Below are 22,165 nucleotides of genomic sequence, written 5' to 3' on the forward strand. Positions count from 1 at the left end.
TCGTCTGAAAGTTGCCGCTGCGGCAGTTATGACTGATAATGCGACCTTCACATTTGCCGAAAAGGGCAAACCATGACCACTGCCGATAATCAACCGCCCTACGAAGAAGCCACCGCTTTCCTTAAGCTACTGGCAAACCCCAATCGCCTCGCCGTACTGTGTAAGCTGCACGAAAGACCGCACAATGTAACCGAATTGGCTGAATCATCCGGTCTCCCTCAAGCGGCGATGTCCAGTCAATTAGCCCTGTTGCGCGAGGCCGGATTGGTGTCTTTTGAAGTGAACCACCGAGAGCGGCAATATTACATTGCCGATTCACGAGTTAACGAGATGATACAGCTGCTGTATTCTCTTTTCTGTGCAGGAAAAGATTGAAATATGGTTGTACCACCTTGGAGAGACTATTCGGAAAAATTAAGCTAAAAGGTCGTCTGAAAATTTTTCAGACGACCTTTTTGTTGTGTTTAGTAATCTACCCTTTGCACTATTGCCTAATGCCTAATGAACCTGAGACCTTTGCAAAATTCTCCAAATCTCCTAAACTCCCACTAAGACATTTAGGGGATTTTCTATGAGCATCTTCTTCCGGCAAACCGCACAAGCCATGATTGCCCAACATATCGACTGTTTCCGACTGTTAAAGTTGGAGCAGATGATTGATTGGTAACCGATCGAGCAATACCTGAATCGACAAAAAAACGTTATCTCCGAGACCATCGCGGCCGTCCCGCCTATACCCTGTTGTCCGCATTCAAAGCCGTCCTGCTCGGACAACGGAAAACAGCCGAAAATCTGTGTTGGAATTTTAACTGTTGGGTAAAAAGGGTTATAGTGGATTAAATTTAAATCAGGACAAGGCGACGAAGCCGCAGACAGTACAAATAGTACGGCAAGGCGAGACAACGCCGTACTGGTTTAAATTTAATCTACTATATTTCGCAAAGGTCTTGGCTATTCTTGAAAATACCAGGTCGTCTGAAACGCTATTTGAGATTTCAGACGACCCTTATATTTTATAGCTTCAATCATTTTTGTCTAAATGATAAATTTGGGCAACAGCCTCTACAAGATCACTGTCGGTTGAGCCTGCTTTATTGAGAGTTCGGGTAGGGGAATGGAGCAGTTTGTTGGTCAATTGGATAGAGAGGCGTTCAAGGACTTCTTCGGGGGATGTACCTTTCGCCAGTTGCTTCATTGCATTTTCCAGCACTTGTCTGCGGGCGCGTTCGCCCTCATCGCGAAGTGCGCGGATAAGCGGAACGCTTTGGCGGCTTTTTTGTTGTTGGATAAATTCGCCGACTTTTTCTTCAACCATGGCTTCGGCGGCCGCGGCGGCTTTTTGCCGTGATTCTTTACCGCTTTGGACGATGTTCATCATATCGTCGACGGTATAAAGATAGGCATCTCCAAGTTCGCCCACTTCTGCTTCGATGTCTCTGGGGACGGCCAAATCCAATAGGAAAACAGGCATGTTATGGCGTTGTTTCAAAGCGCGTTCAACCATGCCTTTGCCGACCAATGGCAGCTGGCTGGCAGTTGAAGAAACGACGACATCGTATTCGTGCAAAATTTCAGGTAGGTCGGTCAGCAGGCGAGGTTCTGCAGTAATACCGAGTTTGTCGCACAATTCTTGCGCACGGGGCAGGGTACGGTTGGCGACGGTAATCAGTTTGGGGTTTTTCGCGGCAAAGTAGGTAGCCACCAATTCAATCATTTCGCCTGCGCCAATAAATAAAACATTCAAATCGGCAATATCGGGGAAAATTTGTTCCGCCATTTTGACCGAGGCGGATGCCATAGATACGGAATTTTCACCGACGGCGGTATCGGTACGGATTTCTTTGGCTACTGAGAAGGTTTTTTGGAACAGCGCATTGAGATGTGAATTGATGCTTTCCTGCTCTTGGGCGATACGGACGGCATCTTTGATTTGCCCGAGGATTTGCGGTTCCCCCAATACCATGGAATCCAGCCCGCAGGCTACGCGGAAGGCGTGTCGGATGGTTTCGTTGTTGTCTAAAGTGTAGAGATAAGGACGGATTTCTTCGATAGGGAGATTATGATATTCGGCGAGCCATTCAATAATCCGCTCGGTATCGCCGACGCAATAAAGCTCGGTACGGTTGCAGGTGGACAGAATGACGGCTTCGTCAGCAGCCGGACTGTGTGCCAAAGCACGAACGGCATCGGGGAGATGCTCGGCGGCGAATGCTAATTTTTCGCGTATGCTCAGGGGCGCAGTTTGATGGTTGAGTCCGACGGCGGTGAGTTGCATGGGGAGGGTGTTTTGCGGAATGGTGTGTGTCGGGCGGTATTATAGCCCAATTCAGGTATGAAATGAACGGATAAAGAGGAGCGGATAGGTGGCGATCGTCTGAAATTTTATGTGTCAGCGGTTTTAAGTTTTCAGACGACCTGTTCATCTCACAGATAAAAATGTTTGCCGTTGTTCGGGTTGCTTGCTTTCAAATCGTTCAACATCCGTTTGAAATCCAAGTCGTATTGTCCGCTTAATTTTTCCGCGCGTTTTTTCAGCTTGTCGAGGTTTTGTTCTTTCGGGCTGCTTTGAAATGCCATTACTGCCATATTGCCGTGGCTTTCGGCGGGCAGTTCCAACACGCGGCCTTCGAAGACGTTGAGCAGGCGTTCGACGAAGCGTTGGTAGCGTTTGTCGCCGCTCCACCAGTTGGTCACGAACACGCCGTCGGGCGAGAGGGCGCTGCGACAGTCTTGGAAGAAGGGTTCCTCCACCAGCGCATCGATGATTTGTTCGCCGTCGAAGCCGTCCACCAAAATCACGTCGGTATTGTGGCGGAACACTTTGATGTATTCCGCGCCGTCCGCTTCGACGATTTCGAAGTTTTCCCCTTCAAACGGCAACTCGAACAGGCTGCGTGCGACGGCGATGACCTGCGGGTTGATGTCCACGGCGGTTTGCTTGGTGTCGGGTAAATAACTATCTATCCAACGAGCGAACGAGCCGCCGCCCAAACCGATTTGGGTGATGTGTTTCGGCTTTTCTTCAGCAAACAGAAGCCAGCCCATCATTGCGCGACTGTACGACAAAACCAGTTCGGCGGGATGGTCGAGGTTCATCGAGCTTTGGATGGTGTCGCTGCCCAGATGTAACGAGCGGATGTTGCCTTCTTCAGAAATGCCGACTTCGGGCAGGTCGGACTTGGCGGGGCGCAGGCGGCGGTAGGGGTGTCGTGGCATGGTGTAGGACGGATGGAGGGGAAAGGGAAGTATTTTATCAGAGTGTCGTCTGAAATGCTTTTTGTGCGGTTGTTTTTCAGACGACCTGGCGGTTATACGTCTGAGTGGCTTGGTTTATATATGGGGTAATCATTACGCCTGAAATAAATTTCTTTTTAAATCAGATATTTTTTATAAAAATTTACTTTGTTGGCAACAAGTTCTTGCCAAGCGGGGCAGTTAACGGCATAATTCGGCTTCTTTGCCGGTATAGCTCAGTTGGTAGAGCACCTGACTTGTAATCAGGGGGTCCCGAGTTCGACTCTTGGTGCCGGCACCAGTTTATCACTGAAGGTGCCGCAAGGTATTTCAGTAAGCCGGTATAGCTCAGTTGGTAGAGCACCTGACTTGTAATCAGGGGGTCCCGAGTTCGACTCTTGGTGCCGGCACCAATCAAACAGCCCGATTGTGAAAGCAGTTGGGCTGTTTTGCGTTTGCCGTTCGGACGGTAGCGGTATGGTGGCAGGGCGGCGGGCATTTCACTATAATAGCCCGTTTCCATTTAAAAGGTCGTCTGAAAAAGGCGGAACACATTCCAATGATTACTGTGAACACACTGCAAAAGATGAAGGCGGAAGGCGAAAAAATCGCCATGCTGACCGCCTATGAATCCAGCTTTGCCGCGTTAATGGACCATGCCGGCGTCGATGTTTTGCTGGTGGGCGATTCCTTGGGTATGACCGTGCAGGGACGCAAATCCACGTTGCCCGTCAGCTTGCGTGATATGTGTTACCACACTGAAAATGTCGCGCGCGGTACGGAAAACGCGATGATTGTCAGCGACTTGCCTTTTGGTGCGTATCAGCAGAGTAAAGAACAGGCGTTTGCCGCCGCTGCCGAACTGATGGCGGCGGGCGCGCATATAGTCAAACTCGAAGGTGGCGTTTGGATGGCGGAAACCACCGAATTCCTGCAAATGCGCGGCATTCCCGTCTGCGCCCATATCGGCTTGACCCCGCAGTCCGTGTTTGCGTTTGGCGGATATAAAGTGCAAGGGCGAGGCGATAAGGCGGAGGCCTTGTTGGCAGATGCGAAAGCACATGACCAAGCGGGCGCAGCCATTGTATTGATGGAATGCGTGCCGGCGGAATTGGCGAAAAAAGTAACTGAAACTGTCTCTTGCCCGACCATCGGTATCGGCGCAGGTGTGGATTGCGACGGACAAGTTTTGGTTATGCACGATATGCTCGGCATTTTCCCGGGGAAAACCGCTAAGTTCGTCAAAAACTTCATGCAGGGTAAAGACAGCGTCCAAGCTGCCGTTGAAGCCTATGTTCATGAAGTCAAAGCCAAAACCTTCCCCGCTTCAGAACATTCGTTTGCTTGATACCCTCAACTGAAAAAGGTCGTCTGAAAAGGTTTTCATCGTGAAAACCGAATTTCAGACGACCTTTGTTTGTCCGTGTTCCCAGCGTATAATCGGCGCGTGATTTTCGGGCTGGCAAAACACAGCGGCTGTGCGCCGCAATCCCGAAAAAGATAAAGGACATTTTCCACCATGCAAATCATTCATACCATTAAAGAATTACGCGAATGGCGCAAAAACGCAGGCAGCGTTGCCTTTGTTCCGACTATGGGCAATCTGCACGAAGGCCATCTCGCCCTCGTTCGCGAAGCCAAAAAACGCGCCGACAACGTTGTTGTCAGCATATTCGTCAACCGCCTGCAATTCGGGCAGGGCGAGGATTTCGACAAATACCCGCGCACCTTGCAGCAAGACGCCGACAAACTTGCCAACGAAGGCGTAGCCGTCGTGTTCGCGCCCGACGAAAAAGAGCTGTATCCCAATGTCGAGCAACGTTTCAACGTCGAACCGCCCAACCTTCAAAACGAATTGTGCGGCAAATTCCGTCCTGGGCATTTTCGCGGTGTCGCTACTGTCGTGAGCAAACTGTTCAACATCGTCCAACCCGATACCGCCTGTTTCGGCAAAAAAGACTACCAGCAGTTGGCGATTATCAAAGGCTTTGTCGAAGACCTGAATTTCAATATTGATATCGTTCCTGTCGATACCGGACGCGCCGCCGACGGACTCGCGCTTTCCAGCCGCAACCAATACCTCAGCGAAGCCGAACGCGCCGAAGCCCCGCGCCTGTACCGCGAATTGCAGCGTGTTGCTGCCGAACTCAAAAACGGTAATCTTGATTATGTCGGATTGGAAACGGAAACCGTCCGCCGACTGACCGAGGCAGGCTGGCTAGTCGATTACGTCGAAATCCGCCATGCAGAAAGCCTCGCCGTCGCACGCACCGGCGACAAAGCCCTTGTCGTCCTCGCCGCCGCCCGCTTGGGAACGACGCGTCTGATTGATAATTTGGAAGTCAGCTTGGCTTGATTGTTGGCATAGAAAAAGGTCGTCTGAAAACCAAATGTGTTTTCAGACGACCTTTTGTTTGCTTTATCGCTATATTTTGGAATATGGATAGCCGATATTATTCGACGAAACTAGATTTTAACAAAATAGATCTTGAGACTTAAAAAGTATAGTGGATTAAATTTAAATCAGGACAAGGCGACGAAGCCGCAGACAGTACAGATAGTACGGCAAGGCGAGGCAACGCCGTACTGGTTTAAATTTAATCCACTATAAATAAAAGAGCCGATTTAGTCCTCTATTTTTTATAACCTACCTGTTCACAGCCTGTATTGCCGTTTTTGCTTGTTGACTTGGCTTTAGCAGATTCTGCATCGGTACATTTGTAGGCATTGCCCAAACTATCCATCCAAACGGAAAGTTTGTAATCAGTACCGGTTTTCGGAGTAGCGAAAAGATAATAAGCCCTGCTGTTTTTAGCGTCCTTATTTTTCATTTCACCGCTGAAGTCGTATTTGGCAGCGACCTCGGGCGCAGCTTTGTAGGCCTTAACCAATCCCGTATCTCCCTCAATTTCATCTTTTATTTTAAGGGTAGGATTTTTGACTAATTCGGTTTTTAAGGCATTGTTAATAGCAAGCAGTTCCGTATGCGCTTGAGATTGATAGCCGCGTTCGATGTAATGGATATAGGAAGGGTAAGCGATGGTACTGAGGATGCCGATGATAGCAACGACAATCAGCATCTCAACCAGCGTAAACCCTTGAGATTTAGTGATAGACGTATTCATGATTTTATCTATTTATTTTATTCGTTGGCTACATAAGATTGTAGTATAACCACCGTATTTTCGTTTTCCCCCCATGCTTTGGCGGTAACGCGGTAAATGGTACGGTTGTCGGTAGAATTGGTGCTTAGGTATTCGATGATATAACGCGCATCTTTTTTCGCACCACTATTTACACCTGGATATTTTATTCCGTTAATATCAATGTATTTTGTTTCTTTTTTATTGTCTTCTCGAATCCATGCTTCATCTTTTGAACTACCACTGACGGTAATTGTTCCTGAAGCAATAGTGTAGGTTCCCGCTGTAACATTAGCAGCTTTACACAATCCTTCGGCACAATCATCAGTAAATGGTTTTTTACCGTCTTCGATTTCATAAATGTGGTTCTCACCTTCACGCAATGCTGCTTCCGCAAGCGTAGTAGCAAACTTGTGGTCGGCATCATTAGTACTGATTCGCTGCTCAGTGTTGTAGGACTGGGTCGCGGTAACGACGAGCAGGGCGATGACGATCATGATCATCAGGACAATGAATAATGCGAAGCCTTTTTGTGCAGAGGCTTTAGCAGGATGGTTTAAAGTAATCGGTCTGCGCATTTGTTTCCTCCGCGTACAGTCGCGTTGATTCGATAGATTTGGACTTCATTTTTATCATTGTTTTTGCCTACATTGATACTGTTACCTCCGTTCAACAGGATCTCGATGGAGGCAGGTGTTTCTTTATTGGAAAAATCTTTAGTATATTTGAATTTTTCGTCTTTTTCCTGACTTGTTCCCTGATTTTGTGCATTTCCAGTAGTGGTGGTGGGGGTAGGGGCTGATGCAGCCTCACTTCCTTCAAAAGTCTCAGGGCATCCTTCAGTATAAAAGTAATGGATGTCCATATTTTTTATTCCCTTGATCAGCAACTGCGGATTACTCCATGTACCGTTGTCAGCCAGTTGGAAACGGTACAAACCTTCTTGCCCGTCTACCGTACCAACAGCATAAGCATTTACCTCATGTTTCATGATTGAAATATTGCCAGCTTGAGAACCATCTGTTTTTAAGAATTTTTTACCATCGGTAATTTGCTCTCCTGGTTTGGTAATATTTGTGCAACTGCTCGCTACTGCTGTTGCCGCGGTTGGTGATGTGGCATCTATACCATATTGGAAAATCAGTGCTTTACCGCTCTGTGCAAAACCAGTCGCACCTAGAGCATTTGTTTCTCTAACGGCAGGAAGGGTTTGTCCGTTCTTGAGCGTGAAGAACTCTTGGGAACCAAAGTCTTCAATAACAGCTTTAGCATCATATGCCGACATATTGAAACAGCCGAAGTTTCCCGCCATACGGGCATCACGTACGATCTGATTAGATGCGTTACGCAAATCCTGCTGAACATTTAAGCGCGCTGTGGCAGCAGTATTCAAACTGCGTGCAGTGAAATAGCCTGAGCTGACGGCCAGCAGGACTATCATGCTTAATGCGCTTGCCACAAGGAATTCAATCAGGCTGAAGCCTTGCATACCTGCTTTTACCGGAATGTGTGGGCGGTTTTTATTATTCATTATCTTTCCCTTACGCGTACTTGGTAGGTGTAAACAATAGAGTCTTCGTGTCTTTTTATGCCGCTTGCTGCTTTGTCGCTTTCTGCATCTTTAAGCCATAACACTTTAATAACAGTATCAGCATCTGCCTTTTTGTCACAATGAGAATTAAATGATCCATCATAAGTAGGTTCTTTATTAGAACTGTCTTGGCAGATTTCATAATGAAATTCGGATTCAGGTAAAGCAGCACGCAAGGCTTGATCGAATTGTGCGATTTGTGCTTTTGCTAAACTTTTTTTGCTCATGCTGGTTGTGGGATCTAATTTTTCGTTTTTGGGATTATCACTAGAGCCGGCAGTAATGTAGTCATCAATGTATGTTTTACAAAATCCACGCTGACTATTGTTACGAGTGCATTCTTCCAGCCTTGGATTAATCAGCATACCTTCAACTAAGTTTTGAGTGAGCTGGGATACGATGGTTTGCCCTTCCGCTTCGCGTACGCTGGAAACGGTACGCAACTGGATGGCGAGCAGGGCGAGTACGCCGATTGCGAGGATGAACATGGCCACCAAGACTTCAATTAAAGTCATACCTGCTTGGTTAGGTTTGTAAAAATCTGAATAACGGGTTTTGGCGAAACTCGCTTTGCTCGTTTTCAGACGACCTTTTGTATGTAATGTTATGTATTTCATAGGATGGTATTTTTATTTTTTGGGTTCGGGACTTTGAGATTCTGAATATTGGCAAAGGGGGCGCGAATCTGATTTGGCGCAGATTTCGACGCGACCACTGCTGTCGATAAGGACGATACTGGCGCGGGATTTTTTGGTTTCTTCGGTCGTTGCGGCTTTATCAGTCATACTAATCTTGATATAACCGTCGGCGTATTTGAAAGTCGTTGATTTATCGAGTGTTTTAGAGGTGGTATAGCCGAATGTGCCGTTGGGCATAAATGACCAAAATACGGCCTCACCGTCATCGGCATTATCTTTTCCAAATGCGACGTGTTGGAATGTATGGGAAACTTTGGCAGGGTCGGTACCATTGAGGACTATGGAGCGCAGGGAGATATCGCTTGTGTCATTCTTATAGGCTTTGTCTCGGTTTTTATCGGCATAGGCGAGCAGGCCGCTGCTTTTTTGGCTGTTGTCGCATGTACCGTCAGCCAGACCGTGTTTTCTAATTTTTACGGGACAGACATAGACAGGGAGATTGAGACGGACTGCTTCGGCTCGTGCGAAACGCAAGAGGTTTGCCACCTGCTCTGCCTGACTGGCAGCGCGGCGGGAGGCAATCCATTCGCTCATATTGGGAAGGGCGATAGTGGCCATGATGGCGGTAATAGCAATCACGACCAACAATTCGATTAAGGTAAAACCTTTTTGTTGTGCGTACATGAGTGGTAAAAACGTCTAGAGTTAAGTAATGTGTTTTATCATCCGGCTTAGAATGTTTTTATCGCCGGTAATTATGCGGTTTGGCTCATTCTAAACGATATTGGGATGAATTGCCTAATAAAATATGAAATTTGCTTGGTTTTTAGGCTGATTTGTCTCAATCTTCCATCAATGCGGATTCGGGAATGTAGGCTGCATTGTCGAATTTGGTAAATTGCCCCATCCAAGTGAGGAATACTTTCCCGACAGGACCGTTACGGTGTTTACCGATAATACATTCCGCGAGACCTTTCATGGGCGATTCTTGGTTATAGTATTCGTCGCGGTACATAAACATAATCAGGTCCGCATCCTGCTCGATGGCACCGGATTCCCGCAAGTCGGACATCATTGGGCGCTTGTCGGTGCGCTGTTCTACGGTACGGCTCAACTGCGACAAGGCAATGACGGGCACTTGCAGCTCCTTCGCCAAGGCTTTGAGGGAGCGCGAAATTTCGCCGAGTTCTGAGGCGCGGTTGTCCGAACGTCCTGATCCTGCCATTAATTGCAGGTAGTCGATAACGATTAAGCCCAATTTTCCGTTGAACTGGCGCGCAAGACGACGGGCGCGGGCGCGCAATTCGAGTGCGGTCAAGCCCGGTGTTTCATCAATATACATAGGCGCATCGGAAAGCTTGACCACAGCTTCATTCAGACGACCCCAGTGTTCATCTTCCAATCTGCCCGTTTTCAAAACGCTCTGATCAAGCCTGCCCACCGAACCCAGCATACGCATCACCAGTTGCGCGCCGCCCATCTCCATCGAAAATACGGCGACAGGCAGCTTGCCCTCTACGGCAACATGTTCCGCGATATTGATGGAAAAGGCAGTTTTACCCATAGAGGGACGACCTGCCACAATAATCAAATCACCGGGCTGGAGACCTGAGGTTTTTTTATCCAAGTCGATAAACCCTGTTGACACACCGGTAACTTCATCCGGATTATCGCGTGAATAAAGCATGTCGATGCGCTCGACTACTTCCTTCAAAAGCGCAGGCATTTCGAGAAAGCCCTGTTTGGATTTAGCCGTACTTTCTGCAATTTGGAACACCTTGTTTTCCGCTTCATCTAAAAGCTGCCCGGCATCCCTGCCTTGAGGATTGTAGGCACTACGGGCAATTTCAGTACCGACTTCGGCAAGTTGGCGCATGATAGAACGCTCGCGCACGATTTCGGCATAGCGGCGTATATTCGCAGCGGACGGCGTGTTTTGCGCCAAAGTAATCAGGTAATTGAATCCGCCCGCCGCCTCTAGTTCCTCATTGCGCTCCAAACTTTCCTGAACGGTAATCACGTCGGCAGGACGGCTTTCATTAATCAGATTGGCGATGGTGCGGAAAATCAGGCGGTGTTCGTGTCGGTAGAAGTCTTCACCGGTAACTACATCGGCGATTCTGTCCCAAGCCGAATTCTCAAGCAAAAGACCGCCCAAAACGGATTGCTCCGCCTCCATAGAATGCGGCGGCAGCGACAACGCGCTGACTTCGCGGTCTTCAGACGACGTATCGGGATAATCGTTCATGGCGGCAATCCTAAATGAATGGAAATTGGAATCTGCTATTATAGCGCAGCGCAAGTTTAATTGGTTTTCCTGATTTAAAGCAGGTAAAATAACGATGCTGTTCGGTTTATCCCGAGCAGCGGACACTACCAAAATACAATCATATAAAATAATTTAGGAGCACTAAAATGGAACATAAGCTGCCACAACTGCCTTATGAACTGGACGCATTGTCCCCGCATCTGAGCAAAGAGACTTTGGAGTTCCACTACGGCAAACACCATCAAACCTACATCACCAATCTGAACAATCAAATCAAAGGTACCGAATTTGAAAACCTGCCTTTGGAAGAGATTGTGAAAAAATCTTCAGGCGGTGTGTTCAACAACGCAGCGCAAACTTGGAACCATACCTTCTACTGGCTGGGTTTCACGCCTAAAGGTCAAGGCAAACCTTCCGGCGAACTGGCCGCCGCCATCGACGCCAAATGGGGCAGCTTCGAGAAATTCCAAGAAGCATTCTCCGCTTGCGCGGCAGGTACTTTCGGCTCCGGTTGGGCATGGCTGGTGAAAACCCCTGCCGGCGAATTGGATTTGGTTTCCACTTCCAACGCGGCCACTCCGCTGACCACTGAAAACACTCCGCTGCTGACCTGTGACGTATGGGAACACGCCTACTACATCGACTACCGCAACAGCCGCCCCAACTACCTGAAAGGTTTCTGGGAAATCGTCAACTGGGACGAAGTCGCCAAACGCTTTGCTGCTTAAATAATCGGTTGATATGAAAAGGTCGTCTGAAAACTTGGATTTGGGTTTTCAGACGACCTTTTGTTGTTGCTTATAATTTCCCCGTTATTTTAGAAATGTTTAAAATGGACGAAACTTCAAAAACTTGGATTAGTGGCTGGCAATAAGAGGAATGGCAGCACAAGTTTGGTAACACGATATATGCCTACTTGATTCTGCCATAGGCAACCGAAGCAGATGCAACTTGTTTAAACACTTTATAAACGGATTTTAAAAAATAAACGTCGTCTGAAAGACTGTCTCTTTCAGACGACGTTGATGTTTTATCGTGGATTAACTTTAAACCAGTACGGCGTTGCCTCGCCTTGCCGTACTATCTGTACTGTCTACGGCTTCGTCGCCTTGTCCTGATTTAAATTTAATCCACTATACAACTGTTTAAACACTTTATAAACGGATTTTAAAAAATAAACGTCGTCTGAAAGACTATCTCTTTCAGACGACGTTGGTGTTTTAAATATTGATTAAAACGGAGTCATTAAGCCAAGCCTTTTTTCTCCAGATAGCTTTCGTAATCGCCCAGATAGTGCTCGTAACCGCCCTTGCCGTCCAGCTCGATAATCTGTGTGGCGAGCGAGGAGACAAACTGGCGGTCGTGCGACACGAAAATCAGCGTACCGTTGTATTTTTCCAGCGCCATGTTCAGCGATTCGATGCTTTCCATGTCCATGTGGTTGGTCGGTTCGTCCATAATCAGCACATTGGGTTTCAGCAGCAGGAGCTTGCCGTAGAGCATACGACCTTTTTCACCGCCGGAGAGAACTTGCACTTTTTTTACTACGTCGTTGCTGCCGAAGAGCAAACGCCCCAAAGTGCCGCGGATGACTTGTTCATCGTCGCCTTCCTGCCCCCATTGGCGCATCCATTCGCTCAGGTTCATATCGACATCGAAGTCGTTTTCATGGTCTTGCGGATAATAGCCGACGTTGGCTTTTTCCGCCCATTTGATGGTGCCTGCATCAGGGGCGATACCTTCGGCGTATTCGGGTTTGAACGCGCCGGCAAGGAGTTTCAGTAAGGTAGATTTACCCGCGCCGTTGGGGCCGATGATGGCGAGTCGCTGACCTGCTTCAAGGATGAAGCTCAGGTTTTTGAACAACTGGGTTTCAAAGCGTTTGGCGAGATTTTCGACTTCTACCGCCTGACGGTGCAACTTGGCTTTTTCATCGGCTTCAAAGCGGATATACGGGTTTTGGCGGGTGGAAGGCTTGACTTCGACCATTTCGGCTTTGATTTTGTCTGCCTGTTTCAGACGACTGGTTGCCTGACGGGCTTTGGATTTGTTGGCAGAGAAGCGAGCGACGAACTCTTGCAGCTCTTGCAGTTTCTCTTTTGCCTTGGCGTTGTCTTTCAGGGCGCGTTCGCGCGATTGGGCGGAGGCGAGCATGTAGTCGTCGTAGTTGCCCGGGTAGATGGTGATGGTGTTGTAGTCCAAATCCGCCATGTGTGTGCAGACTTCGTTCAAGAAGTGACGGTCGTGCGAGATGATAATCATGGTGGAGTCGTATTGGTTCAACACGCCTTCCAGCCAGCGGATGGTGTTGATGTCCAAGTTGTTGGTCGGCTCGTCAAGCAAGAGAACATCAGGTTTGGAGAACAGGGCCTGCGCCAGCAATACGCGCAGCTTGAAGCCCGGGGCGACTTCCGCCATGGTCGCATTGTGCAAATCTTCGGAAATGCCCACGCCGCTCAACAGTTCGGCGGCGCGCGCTTCGGCGGTGTAGCCGTCGTACTCGGCGAACTTGGCTTCCAGTTCGGCGGCTTTCATGTAGTCGTCTTCGGTGGCTTCGAGGTTGGCGTAAATCGCGTCGCGTTCGGTCATCGCCGCCCACATTTCGGTGTGCCCCATCATCACCACATCCAGCACGCGCATGTCTTCGTAGGCAAACTGGTCTTGGCGCAGCTTACCCAAGCGCACGCCGTTTTCAATCGCGACTTCGCCCGCTGTCTGTTCCAAATCGCCGCCGAGGATTTTCATGAAGGTGGATTTGCCCGAACCGTTCGCGCCGATCAAGCCGTAGCGGTTGCCTTCGCCGAACTTGACGGATACGTTTTCAAACAGCGGCTTCGCGCCGAACTGCATGGTAATGCCGTTGGTAGAAATCATTATTGGTAAAACCTTTATAAATATAGATAAACAGGGTGTTATAATCGCCGGCGATTGTAGCATATTTTGTATAGGTCGTCTGAAACGGGGCGGAGGAAATGGAAACCGAAAAAATCTATTACGCCGTGATTATTCTGTTGTGCGCCGCATCCATGCTGCTCAGTCCGTTTTTCTACATCCGCCGCACACGTTCGGGCGCAGAATTACGCCACGCACCTCGGCAATGGAAGCCGATTATTATTGCCAATTTGGTGATGATCATTGCTTTGGTGGTGTGGTGGATATGGTTTTGATGATTTGATGAAAGGTATAACAATGAATAAATTGATTTTAAGCACATTACTGCTCGCATTTTCAGCCGTAGCAACAGCATCTCCCGTATTTGAATGTATCGACAAATCGGGGCGTAAAACCTATACGCAGACCGGCGGCAAAAATTGCAAACCGGGCAATATCGGCAGACCTTCGGTTTATACCTCCGCCGCACCGTCTGCACACTCGGCATCAGCAAGCGCTGCTTCAAGAAACTCTCCTTCCGAACAAATGCCACCTCCACCGGCAGGTGCAACGCCCAGCTCATCTTCGGCGCAAAATGAATTGGCTCAGGTACAGAAAAATCTGGAAGAGGGCAAACAGGTTCGTTATGGCAACGAGCGCAACTACGCCCGCTATCAAGAACGGATTAAGAGTCTGGAAAATCAAGTGAAAGCTGCGCAGGAGCGGGTTAATGCAGCAAATAGCATGGGCGGAGAAGGTGAGATGATGCCTGAGTATTGATGGAGGAAAAGATGTCAATAAAAAGGTTGTCTGAAATACCGTTTTCAGACGACCTTTAGGTTTGTTTTAACGAGGCATGCCGCGTTCCCATGCGCGGCGGGCGCGTTTGCAGGCAAGCTGTTCTTTCCAATTCATGTAGCGTGCTTTAAAGCGGGCTTTCATGAAGTCGTCGAACTTGCGCTGTACGGTCAGGTTCCACAGGCTATGCGCCTTAACCGACCAGCTTTCATCCCATGCGCGCAGGGAGATGGAGAATGAGCCGTCAAGGTATTTCATCCAATGCCACCAGCCGGTCGGCATGAACAGGGTGTCGCCGTATTCAAGGAAGCATTCGATGCCTTCGATGCCTTCAAGTTCGGGGAAACGTTCCGTATCGGGATTGTCAACGTGGTAGTCTTCCAGCGCGTAAGTGGCGAAAGGAATGCGGAACAGACGCTCTTTCCATTTGTAATCGAACAAGATGATGTGTTTCTTGCCGAAATGCGTGTGGAAGATGTGCGCCATATCGATGTCGTAGTGCAGGAAGGTTTCCGAGCCTGCACCGCCGAAAAACAGGGTAGGGTATCGGTCTAAGAATCCGCCCATCAGCTCTTTGGGGAAAACGTAATCGTTCAGCAAGGCGGGAGCGTGTTTGATGGGGTCAAATAAGAAAATCCGCAAATCCGTCGGCTCGCGTTTGATCAGATCGATATAGTCGCTGAAGCGCATTTCTGTGCTGGCGGCGTTAATCGGCGCGGAAGGGTCGGCTTTGGCGCTGTTGTACAAGGGAACGACGATATCGCCGACGGTTTCTTTCATATAGTCCAGCGACCATTTGTCGCGGGCGGGCCAGTTGCGGGTCAGTCCTTTGATCACGACAGGACGGCGGGGCTTGAGATAGTTTTGATAAAAATCTTCGCGGCTGATGTTTTCTACAACATCAATCGGAGTAAGTTTGAAACCCATAAGCAAATCTCTTTTTGGAATGTAAGACTGATTTTAAGTGGATACCTCGGAAGGTGGCAAGCGATGTTTCAGACGACCTGATTCGAATCAAAAATCGTGGTTGTGATATTATGGCGATATAAATATTCCGTCCGAAACGCTTATGAACGATGCAGACGATTATTTGGGCAAAATGCCTTTTTTCATTGTATTCCTCGACCCGCTGCACACCGACTTCCACAGCAGCGGCAAGCCTCTGAACGAATACATCGCCCGCCATCCGCTGATGCACGACAAGCTGCACCGCCCCGCTTTTGCCGCCAAAGTGTTGGAAATGGCGGCAAACAGCAGCAATATGCGTGTATTTGTCCGCAAAGCGGATGCGCTGATTAAGCATCCGCTGCATTATATTGTCCGTAACGGCGTTTTCCGAACCGAAGAGCAGATGTGGGCGTTTATCAATTCGCCCGAAAACATTGCCGCCGTCAAACAACCCTAAAAGGCCGTACCCCCATGCTTTTGTTTATTGATAACTATGACAGTTTCACCTACAACATCGTCCAATATTTCGCCGAACTCGGTCAGGAAGTCGTCGTCCGCCGCAATGACGATATTACGCTTGAAGAAATCGAAGCTTTGAAACCGCAATATCTCGTTATCGGGCCGGGTCCTTGTTCGCCGAAAGAGGCGGGCATTTCCGTCGCCGCCATGCGCCATTTCGCCGGCAAGCTGCCGATTATGGGCGTGTGCCTCGGGCATCAGACGATAGGCGAAGCGTTCGGCGGGGATGTGGTGCGGGCAAAAACGCTGATGCACGGCAAAGTTTCGCCCGTGTTCCATTTGAACAAAGGCATGTTTAAAGATTTGCCCGATCCCGTTACCTGCACGCGTTATCACAGCCTTGTCATCGCCCGCGATACGCTGCCCGATTGTTTGGAAGTCACCGCATGGACGGAAGATCAGGAAATCATGGGCGTGCGGCACAAGGAATACGCCGTCGAAGGCGTGCAGTTCCACCCCGAAGCCCTGTTGACCGAACACGGACACGATATGTTGAAAAACTTTTTGGAAGAATTTAAAGACTTCCAAGCGTCCGCTGCTTAAACCAAACGTCGTCTGAAAACTTTCAGACGACGTTTGACGTAAAAATACCCGTAAAAAGGATTGAACCATGATTACACCGCAACAAGCCATCGAACGCTTAATCAGCAACAACGAATTGTTTTACGACGAAATGACCGACCTGATGCGCCAGATTATGAGCGGGCAGGTGCCGCCAGAACAAATCGCCGCCATCTTGACCGGATTGCGGATTAAAGTCGAAACCGTATCGGAAATCACCGCCGCCGCCGCCGTCATGCGCGAATTTGCCGCCAAAGTGCCGCTGAAAAATTCAGACGACCTCGTCGATATTGTCGGTACGGGCGGGGACGGTGCAAAAACCTTCAATATTTCCACGACTTCCATGTTTGTCGCGGCGGCGGCAGGCGCGAAAGTCGCCAAACACGGCGGGCGCTCCGTTTCCTCGTCCAGCGGCGCGGCGGACGTGATGGAGCAGATGGGCGCGGTATTGAACATTACGCCTGAGCAAGTCGCCGAAAGCATCCGTCAAACAGGCTTGGGCTTTATGTTCGCCCAAAACCACCACAGCGCGATGCGCCACGTCGCGCCCGTGCGCCGTTCACTCGGGTTTAGAAGTATTTTCAATATCTTGGGACCGCTGACCAACCCTGCCGGCGCGCCAAACCAGCTCTTGGGCGTGTTCCACATTGATTTATGCGGCATCCTGTCGCGCGTATTGAAACAGCTTGGTTCCAAACACGTTTTGGTCGTGTGCGGCAAAGGCGGTTTGGACGAAATCACGCTGACGGGCAAAACCCGCGTTGCCGAGCTGAAAGACGGAGAAATCCGCGAATACGACATCAGCCCCGCCGATTTCGGTATCGAAATCCGCCGCGATTTGGACGAAATCAAAGTCGCCAACGCGCAAGAGTCTTTGGAAAAAATGGATGAAGTGTTGAGCGGCAAACATGGTGCGGCACGCGACATCGTCCTGCTCAACGCCGCCGCCGCGCTCTATGCCGGCAATGTCGTGCCTTCGTTGGCGGACGGTGTCAAAGCCGCCGAAGCAGCCATCGATTCAGGCAAGGCAAAAGCGAAAAAAGAAGAATTTGTCCGCTTTACGCAGCAATTTGCCAAAGAGTAAGCAAAGGTCGTCTGAAAACGGGAAGCCAGTTTTCAGACGATTTTTTATAGCAACTCTCGAATATTCGGATATTGATAAGGCGTTTATTTATGTTGATGCTTCCTTCAAATCGTCTGAAACCGTTTTTTCAGACGACCCATATCCTCTTAAATCAGATTTAACTATCGGATTTTAATGATAATTGGGAATGTGGTTGCATTGAAGGCGGGGGCGGTTTGTTATATAGTGAAATAAAAAAACAGACCGGATGATTGAGTCGGGGCGTTTTGCGTGCTTTATATAGTGGATTAACTTTAAACCAGTACGGCGTTGCCTCTCCTTGCCGTACTATCTGTACTGTCTGCGGCTTCGTCGCCTTGTCCTGATTTAAATTTAATCCACTATAAAATAAGAGTTGGTTGGCATTTGTATCGGGCAGGGTTGGGATGATGCGTTGACGGTTGACGGCAGCGTCCGCAGACAGCCTGATATTTCAGAAGATTTTTGTTTCATTTGAGTCTTGGATATTTGTCCTATGACAACAATACAGGCAGATGAGGTGAAGATAATGAACGGTGTAACCAGTGCGCAATTTATTTCCGCAGGCATTCATTTTTATCCCAGATGCGGCTACAAGCGGCTGTCCGAGCAGGCGATCGCGGAGCATTTGAATTCGAATTTGGAAACGTTCAACAGGATGTTTGCCGATAAAGACGAATTTGTGAAGGCGATGTTGATTGAGTACAGCAATCGGGCTTTGGGGCGGGTGTCGTTCGATTTTGCCCAAAATATCGAAGATACGGAGCGGCTGTATCAGATTGTCTGGCGGCTGGCGGTAACGATACGCGAGCATTTGGCGTGGATACACAGGATGCTGCTGGACAGCGAAGAAGGCGTGGATTTGATTACCAAAGCGTTGAAAAAGCAGCATAAGATGCTTGCCTGCGGGATGATTCGGCATATCAAGAAGTGCAACGGCAGGGAAGATGTGCCGGAATTGGAATTGTTGAACCAGTTTGAGTTTCTCAACGGCGCGGTTATTTCGCCGATGATTATGAACACGCGCTACCGTATGTTGGGGATACTGACCGAGGAGATGAACGGGCGGCATGACGATTTGCTGACTGATTCGTCCATCCACCAAAGGATAGATTGGGCGTTTGCCGCGCTGTTTCCGCAATACCGTCCTAAGGCTCGTCCGTTTTGACGATTAAGGTGTAACGCAACATGAAAAAAGCTGTTATTGCTTCTCTTGCCGTCGCGCTGGTTGCGGGCGGCGCGTGGTATGTCCTTCAAAACCAAAAAGAAACTTTGCCCGCATGGATTGCGCAATCCAACGGGCGGCTGGAGTTGAACCGCATTGATGTCGCCAGCCTGTATCCGGGGCGGGTGAAGGCGGTACTGGTGGAAGAGGGCGCAGACGTGAAAGAGGGCGATATTCTGGCGGAACTGTCGTCTGAAACCAGCAACAGCCGTTTGGAAGAAGCGCGGGCGGCGGAATTGCGGCAAGAAGAGGCGGTTGGGCGCGCCAAAGCTGCCGAAGCGCAGATGAAACAGACGGTTGCGCGCGCGCAGGCGAATGTGGACGCGAACAGGCAGCAGCTGCGCGTGGCGAAAATGGAGCTGGATAATGCACGCAAATTGCTTGCCGACCAGCTGGTGTCGCAATCGGAAGTTACCAAGCGTCAGGCGGATTATGAGCGTGCTGTCGCGGCGGTCAAAGCGGCAGAAGCGGCGCGGGACGAAGCGCGGGCGACGGTGGCGCAAAGTGCCGCCGCACAAGCGGAAGCGCGCGCCGGTGTCGAACAGGCGAGGGCGGCAGTCAAAGCGGCCACATCCGCCAACGATGATATGAATATCCGCGCACCGATAGCCGGCAGGGTGGAATACACCATTGCGGAAGCGGGCAACGTGGTCGCGGCGGGTTCGAAAGTGGTCAGCCTGCTTGATCCTGCCGATGTTTCGATGAATATTTTCCTGCCGACCGACAGCATGAGTCGTCTGAAAGTCAATGACGATGCGCGTATCCGTTTGGACGGCATTGACGCGGTGTTCCCCGCCAAAATCAAATTTATCGCGACGGACGCCCAGTTTACGCCCAAGTCGGTGGAAACGGTCGATGAACGCGCGAAGCTGATGTTTAAAGTGAAATTGCAAGTGCCGCGTGAGACGGCGGTGAAATACAACCGTCTGCTGAAAGGCGGACTGACGGGCAACGGTTTTGTGAAAACCGACGACAAAGGGGCATGGCCCGCCGAGCTGGCGGTGAGGTTGCCGAATTAGCATCTGACGGATTCGGACGGCCTTGATATGAAAACAAAGGTTTATGGCTAAAAGAGGTCGTCTGAAAACGGGATTTTGCTTTTCAGACGACCTCTTTCCCTTTAAGCATCACCACTATAAAAAGAACACATATCTGGAAGCGCAGACCAACGCGTCTCCATCAAATCAGGACAAACAAAATGAAAACCAAAGCATGGCGCATTGAAGAAGGTGCGCCTTATCCGATGGGCGTGTCGCTGACTGAGGAAGGGGCGAATTTTGCGCTGTTTTCCATTCATGCCGAAAAAGTCGAGCTGTGCCTCTTTGACAAGGGAGGGGAAACCCGTTTGGAAATGCCTTCGCGGCGCGGGTCGGTGTTTTACGGCTTTGTGCCGGAAGTCGGGGCAGGGCAGCGGTATGGTTTTCGTGTTTACGGACGCGCTGATTCGCCGGGCGGCTCGTGTTTCAATCCGAACAAATTGTTGATTGACCCGTATTCCAAAAAAATCGACGGCAAACCAAGTTACAAGGATGATGAGGAAATGGCATGGTTTCGTCCGGAAGACGAGCGGGACAATGCGGCGGTGGCGCCTAAAAGCGTGGTGGTGGGCGACGATGATTTCGATTGGGGCGACGACCGCCGTCCGAACCATCCGTGGGGCAGGACGATAGTGTACGAAGCCCATGTGAAAGGCTTTACCAAGCAATTCCCCGATTTGGAACACGCGGGAACGTATCAAGCGCTGACCGATCCGCGCGTGATTGATTATTTGAAAACTTTGGGCGTTACCGCCGTCGAGCTGCTGCCGGTACACCAGCATTTGGACGAATACCACCTGCAAAAAATGGGCTTGAGCAATTATTGGGGCTACAACACTTATTCCCATTTTGCCGTCGAGCCGTCTTATGCCGCCGATGCCGAATGCGCAGCGGAAGAGTTGAAGCAGGCGGTCAAAGCCTTGCATCAGGCGGGCTTGGAAGTGATATTGGATGTCGTGTACAACCATACCGCCGAGCAGGATGAAAAAGGCCCGATGCTTTGCCAGCGCGGCATAGACAATGCTTTGTGGTATTGGCTGAAGCCCGACGGCAGCTATGAAAACTGGTCGGGCTGCGGCAATACGTTGAACATCGTCCGCCGCGACGTAACCCGTTGGGCGGCGGACAGCCTGCGTTATTGGGCGGAAACATTTCATGTGGACGGTTTCCGTTTCGACTTGGGAACGGTATTGGGGCGGGAACCCGATTTTCAGGCTTACGGACGCTTTTTTCAGGTGGTTTACCAAGACCCCGTGTTGGCATGCTGCAAACTGATTGTCGAGGCGTGGGACATCGGCGAAGGCGGCTATCACTTGGGCAATTTCCCGCAGCCTTTTGCTGAGTGGAACGGACGTTTCCGCGACGATATGCGCGCGTTTTGGGTGTGGGAAAGCGGCAATTTGGGTGCGTTTGCCGAACGTCTGGCAGGGTCGTCTGATATTTTCAACCACAGCGGTCGCCATCCTTCTGCCAGCATCAATTTCATCACCGCGCATGACGGCTTCACACTGCACGATTTGGTCAGTTACAACGAAAAACACAACCATGCCAACGGCGAAGACAACCGCGACGGGCATAACGAAAACATCAGCTACAACCACGGCATCGAAGGCGAAACCGAAGATGCGGCGGTTTTGGAAGACCGCTCCTACACCGCCAAAGCCTTGCTTGCCTCGCTGTTCCTTGCCAACGGTACGCCTATGCTGCTGGCGGGCGACGAGTTCGGCAACAGCCAACAGGGCAACAACAACAGCTACTGTCAGGACAACCCGATAACTTGGCTGGATTGGCAGCAGGCGTATGAAGCATTGCGAGGCTATACGCGGGACTTAATCCACCTGCGTCAAGAAATTAAATTACTGGGCGATGACGTCTGGTGGGAAAAAGAGCGCGTCGGCTGGCTCAATGCGGAAGGCGAACCGATGAGCGAGCTTTGTTGGCACAATCGCAGCGCAAAAGCCATGCAGATCGTTTTGGACAATGAATGGCTGCTGTTGATCAACGCCAAACGTAGTCAACAAATATTTAACCTGCCTCAAGGAAGTTGGCAGCTTTCTTGCGTACCATCTGAGAAGTTTAATTACAATCAGGACGGCAAACTGACAGTTGAACATATGGGTATTTGGATTTTGCAGCGTAAAAATACATCGCCGAATATATGACATATGTCAGTAATAGGATGTTTTTCAGAGAAACCCTATTATTTACACTGCCTCAGTTATAATGCCG

General features: G+C 49.7%; 22 protein-coding genes, 2 tRNA genes and 4 pseudogenes. 16 read left to right on the plus strand and 12 right to left on the minus strand.

The genetic code is table 11. From position 1 onward, the window contains the following. Positions 1-72: 72 nt before the first annotated feature. Together J7445_RS03160 and J7445_RS03165 are read left to right on the plus strand one after the other, a co-directional pair. Positions 73-375 carry an ArsR/SmtB family transcription factor gene (locus J7445_RS03160; RefSeq protein WP_070656669.1) on the plus strand — a complete coding sequence of 101 codons (303 nt, stop codon included), beginning with the start codon at positions 73-75 and terminating at the stop codon, positions 373-375. Between the two features lie 196 nt (positions 376-571). Further along, positions 572-774, plus strand: a pseudogene (locus tag J7445_RS03165) (transposase); the annotation flags it as partial. Between the two features lie 247 nt (positions 775-1,021). Here J7445_RS03165 and hemA read toward each other — a convergent pair. After that, positions 1,022-2,275: a glutamyl-tRNA reductase gene (gene hemA, locus J7445_RS03170; RefSeq protein WP_070656670.1), complete on the minus strand. Its 1,254-nt coding sequence runs from the start codon at positions 2,273-2,275 to the stop codon at positions 1,022-1,024. Positions 2,276-2,424: 149 nt separating this feature from the next. After that, positions 2,425-3,216 carry a polyamine aminopropyltransferase gene (locus J7445_RS03175; RefSeq protein WP_019271718.1) on the minus strand — a complete coding sequence of 264 codons (792 nt, stop codon included), beginning with the start codon at positions 3,214-3,216 and terminating at the stop codon, positions 2,425-2,427. 243 nt (positions 3,217-3,459) lie between these two features. Here J7445_RS03175 and J7445_RS03180 point away from each other — a divergent pair. From J7445_RS03180 to J7445_RS03200, 5 genes and pseudogenes are all read left to right on the plus strand, one after another. After that, positions 3,460-3,535, plus strand: a tRNA-Thr gene (locus J7445_RS03180). Between the two features lie 36 nt (positions 3,536-3,571). Then, positions 3,572-3,647, plus strand: a tRNA-Thr gene (locus J7445_RS03185). A gap of 146 nt (positions 3,648-3,793) precedes the next feature. Next, complete coding sequence (panB, locus tag J7445_RS03190) at positions 3,794-4,582, plus strand: 3-methyl-2-oxobutanoate hydroxymethyltransferase (RefSeq protein ID WP_070656671.1); 789 nt, start codon at positions 3,794-3,796, stop codon at positions 4,580-4,582. Between the two features lie 171 nt (positions 4,583-4,753). Beyond that, complete coding sequence (gene panC / locus J7445_RS03195) at positions 4,754-5,590, plus strand: pantoate--beta-alanine ligase (RefSeq protein ID WP_019271720.1); 837 nt, start codon at positions 4,754-4,756, stop codon at positions 5,588-5,590. A gap of 144 nt (positions 5,591-5,734) precedes the next feature. After that, a pseudogene (locus tag J7445_RS03200) lies at positions 5,735-5,842 on the plus strand (IS5/IS1182 family transposase); the annotation flags it as partial. 25 nt (positions 5,843-5,867) lie between these two features. Here J7445_RS03200 and J7445_RS03205 read toward each other — a convergent pair. From J7445_RS03205 to dnaB, 6 genes are all read right to left on the minus strand, one after another. Next, complete coding sequence (locus tag J7445_RS03205) at positions 5,868-6,359, minus strand: PilX family type IV pilin (RefSeq protein ID WP_029609877.1); 492 nt, start codon at positions 6,357-6,359, stop codon at positions 5,868-5,870. A 17-nt stretch (positions 6,360-6,376) separates the two neighbouring features. Beyond that, positions 6,377-6,955, minus strand: a complete 579-nt coding sequence (locus J7445_RS03210; protein WP_070656672.1) for a pilus assembly PilX family protein — start codon at positions 6,953-6,955, stop codon at positions 6,377-6,379. Beyond that, positions 6,934-7,908 carry a PilW family protein gene (locus tag J7445_RS03215; RefSeq protein ID WP_070656673.1) on the minus strand — a complete coding sequence of 325 codons (975 nt, stop codon included), beginning with the start codon at positions 7,906-7,908 and terminating at the stop codon, positions 6,934-6,936. Before J7445_RS03215 ends, J7445_RS03210 begins: the two co-directional genes overlap by 22 nt. Then, the gene (gene pilV, locus J7445_RS03220) at positions 7,908-8,585 is read right to left on the minus strand and encodes a type IV pilus modification protein PilV (protein WP_186805565.1); all 678 of its coding nucleotides are present in this window, start codon (positions 8,583-8,585) and stop codon (positions 7,908-7,910) included. Before pilV ends, J7445_RS03215 begins: the two co-directional genes overlap by 1 nt. 12 nt (positions 8,586-8,597) lie before the next feature. Next, entirely contained in the window at positions 8,598-9,290 is a 693-nt protein-coding gene (locus J7445_RS03225; RefSeq protein WP_070656675.1) for a GspH/FimT family pseudopilin, read from the minus strand. Between the two features lie 157 nt (positions 9,291-9,447). Continuing rightward, positions 9,448-10,854 (minus strand): replicative DNA helicase, encoded by a 1,407-nt coding sequence (gene dnaB / locus J7445_RS03230; protein WP_070491795.1) that lies wholly within the window; start codon positions 10,852-10,854, stop codon positions 9,448-9,450. A gap of 167 nt (positions 10,855-11,021) precedes the next feature. On the opposite strand from dnaB, the gene J7445_RS03235 reads away from it, so the two are divergent. After that, a complete protein-coding gene (locus J7445_RS03235) occupies positions 11,022-11,603 on the plus strand; it encodes a superoxide dismutase (protein ID WP_003777725.1) in 582 nt (193 codons plus the stop codon). Positions 11,604-11,911: 308 nt separating this feature from the next. On the opposite strand, the pseudogene J7445_RS12430 reads toward J7445_RS03235, so the two are convergent. Beyond that, a pseudogene (locus tag J7445_RS12430) lies at positions 11,912-12,022 on the minus strand (IS5/IS1182 family transposase); the annotation flags it as partial. A gap of 98 nt (positions 12,023-12,120) precedes the next feature. Continuing rightward, the gene (locus J7445_RS03240) at positions 12,121-13,749 is read right to left on the minus strand and encodes an ABC-F family ATPase (protein WP_003742029.1); all 1,629 of its coding nucleotides are present in this window, start codon (positions 13,747-13,749) and stop codon (positions 12,121-12,123) included. 98 nt (positions 13,750-13,847) lie between these two features. Here J7445_RS03240 and J7445_RS03245 point away from each other — a divergent pair, with 98 nt between their 5' ends. Beyond that, a complete protein-coding gene (locus tag J7445_RS03245) occupies positions 13,848-14,042 on the plus strand; it encodes a hypothetical protein (protein WP_003742028.1) in 195 nt (64 codons plus the stop codon). 22 nt (positions 14,043-14,064) lie between these two features. Then, positions 14,065-14,526: a DUF4124 domain-containing protein gene (locus J7445_RS03250; protein ID WP_070656085.1), complete on the plus strand. Its 462-nt coding sequence runs from the start codon at positions 14,065-14,067 to the stop codon at positions 14,524-14,526. Between the two features lie 66 nt (positions 14,527-14,592). On the opposite strand, the gene J7445_RS03255 is transcribed toward J7445_RS03250, so the two are convergent. After that, a complete protein-coding gene (locus J7445_RS03255; RefSeq protein WP_070656087.1) occupies positions 14,593-15,471 on the minus strand; it encodes a cupin-like domain-containing protein in 879 nt (292 codons plus the stop codon). Positions 15,472-15,613: 142 nt separating this feature from the next. Here J7445_RS03255 and J7445_RS03260 point away from each other — a divergent pair, with 142 nt between their 5' ends. From J7445_RS03260 to trpD, 3 genes are all read left to right on the plus strand, one after another. Then, positions 15,614-15,949, plus strand: coding sequence for a hypothetical protein (locus tag J7445_RS03260; protein ID WP_003767144.1), 336 nt, complete (start codon positions 15,614-15,616; stop codon positions 15,947-15,949). A 14-nt stretch (positions 15,950-15,963) separates the two neighbouring features. Then, on the plus strand, positions 15,964-16,554 hold the full coding sequence (locus J7445_RS03265; protein WP_003767156.1) for an aminodeoxychorismate/anthranilate synthase component II: 591 nt from the start codon (positions 15,964-15,966) through the stop codon (positions 16,552-16,554). A 67-nt stretch (positions 16,555-16,621) separates the two neighbouring features. Next, positions 16,622-17,656, plus strand: coding sequence for an anthranilate phosphoribosyltransferase (gene trpD / locus J7445_RS03270; protein WP_070656089.1), 1,035 nt, complete (start codon positions 16,622-16,624; stop codon positions 17,654-17,656). A gap of 277 nt (positions 17,657-17,933) precedes the next feature. On the opposite strand, the pseudogene J7445_RS12435 reads toward trpD, so the two are convergent. Continuing rightward, a pseudogene (locus J7445_RS12435) lies at positions 17,934-18,041 on the minus strand (IS5/IS1182 family transposase); the annotation flags it as partial. 129 nt (positions 18,042-18,170) lie between these two features. Between J7445_RS12435 and J7445_RS03275 the strand changes: the two are divergent. From J7445_RS03275 to glgX, 3 genes are all read left to right on the plus strand, one after another. Beyond that, entirely contained in the window at positions 18,171-18,842 is a 672-nt protein-coding gene (locus tag J7445_RS03275) for a TetR/AcrR family transcriptional regulator (RefSeq protein WP_070656091.1), read from the plus strand. Between the two features lie 20 nt (positions 18,843-18,862). After that, positions 18,863-19,918, plus strand: a complete 1,056-nt coding sequence (locus J7445_RS03280) for an HlyD family secretion protein (RefSeq protein WP_070656093.1) — start codon at positions 18,863-18,865, stop codon at positions 19,916-19,918. A gap of 179 nt (positions 19,919-20,097) precedes the next feature. Continuing rightward, the gene (glgX, locus tag J7445_RS03285; protein ID WP_070656095.1) at positions 20,098-22,098 is read left to right on the plus strand and encodes a glycogen debranching protein GlgX; all 2,001 of its coding nucleotides are present in this window, start codon (positions 20,098-20,100) and stop codon (positions 22,096-22,098) included. Positions 22,099-22,165 lie beyond the last annotated feature (67 nt).

Origin of the sequence: Neisseria sicca, assembly GCF_017753665.1 — a bacterium.
Taxonomy (GTDB): Bacteria; Pseudomonadota; Gammaproteobacteria; order Burkholderiales; family Neisseriaceae; genus Neisseria; species Neisseria flava.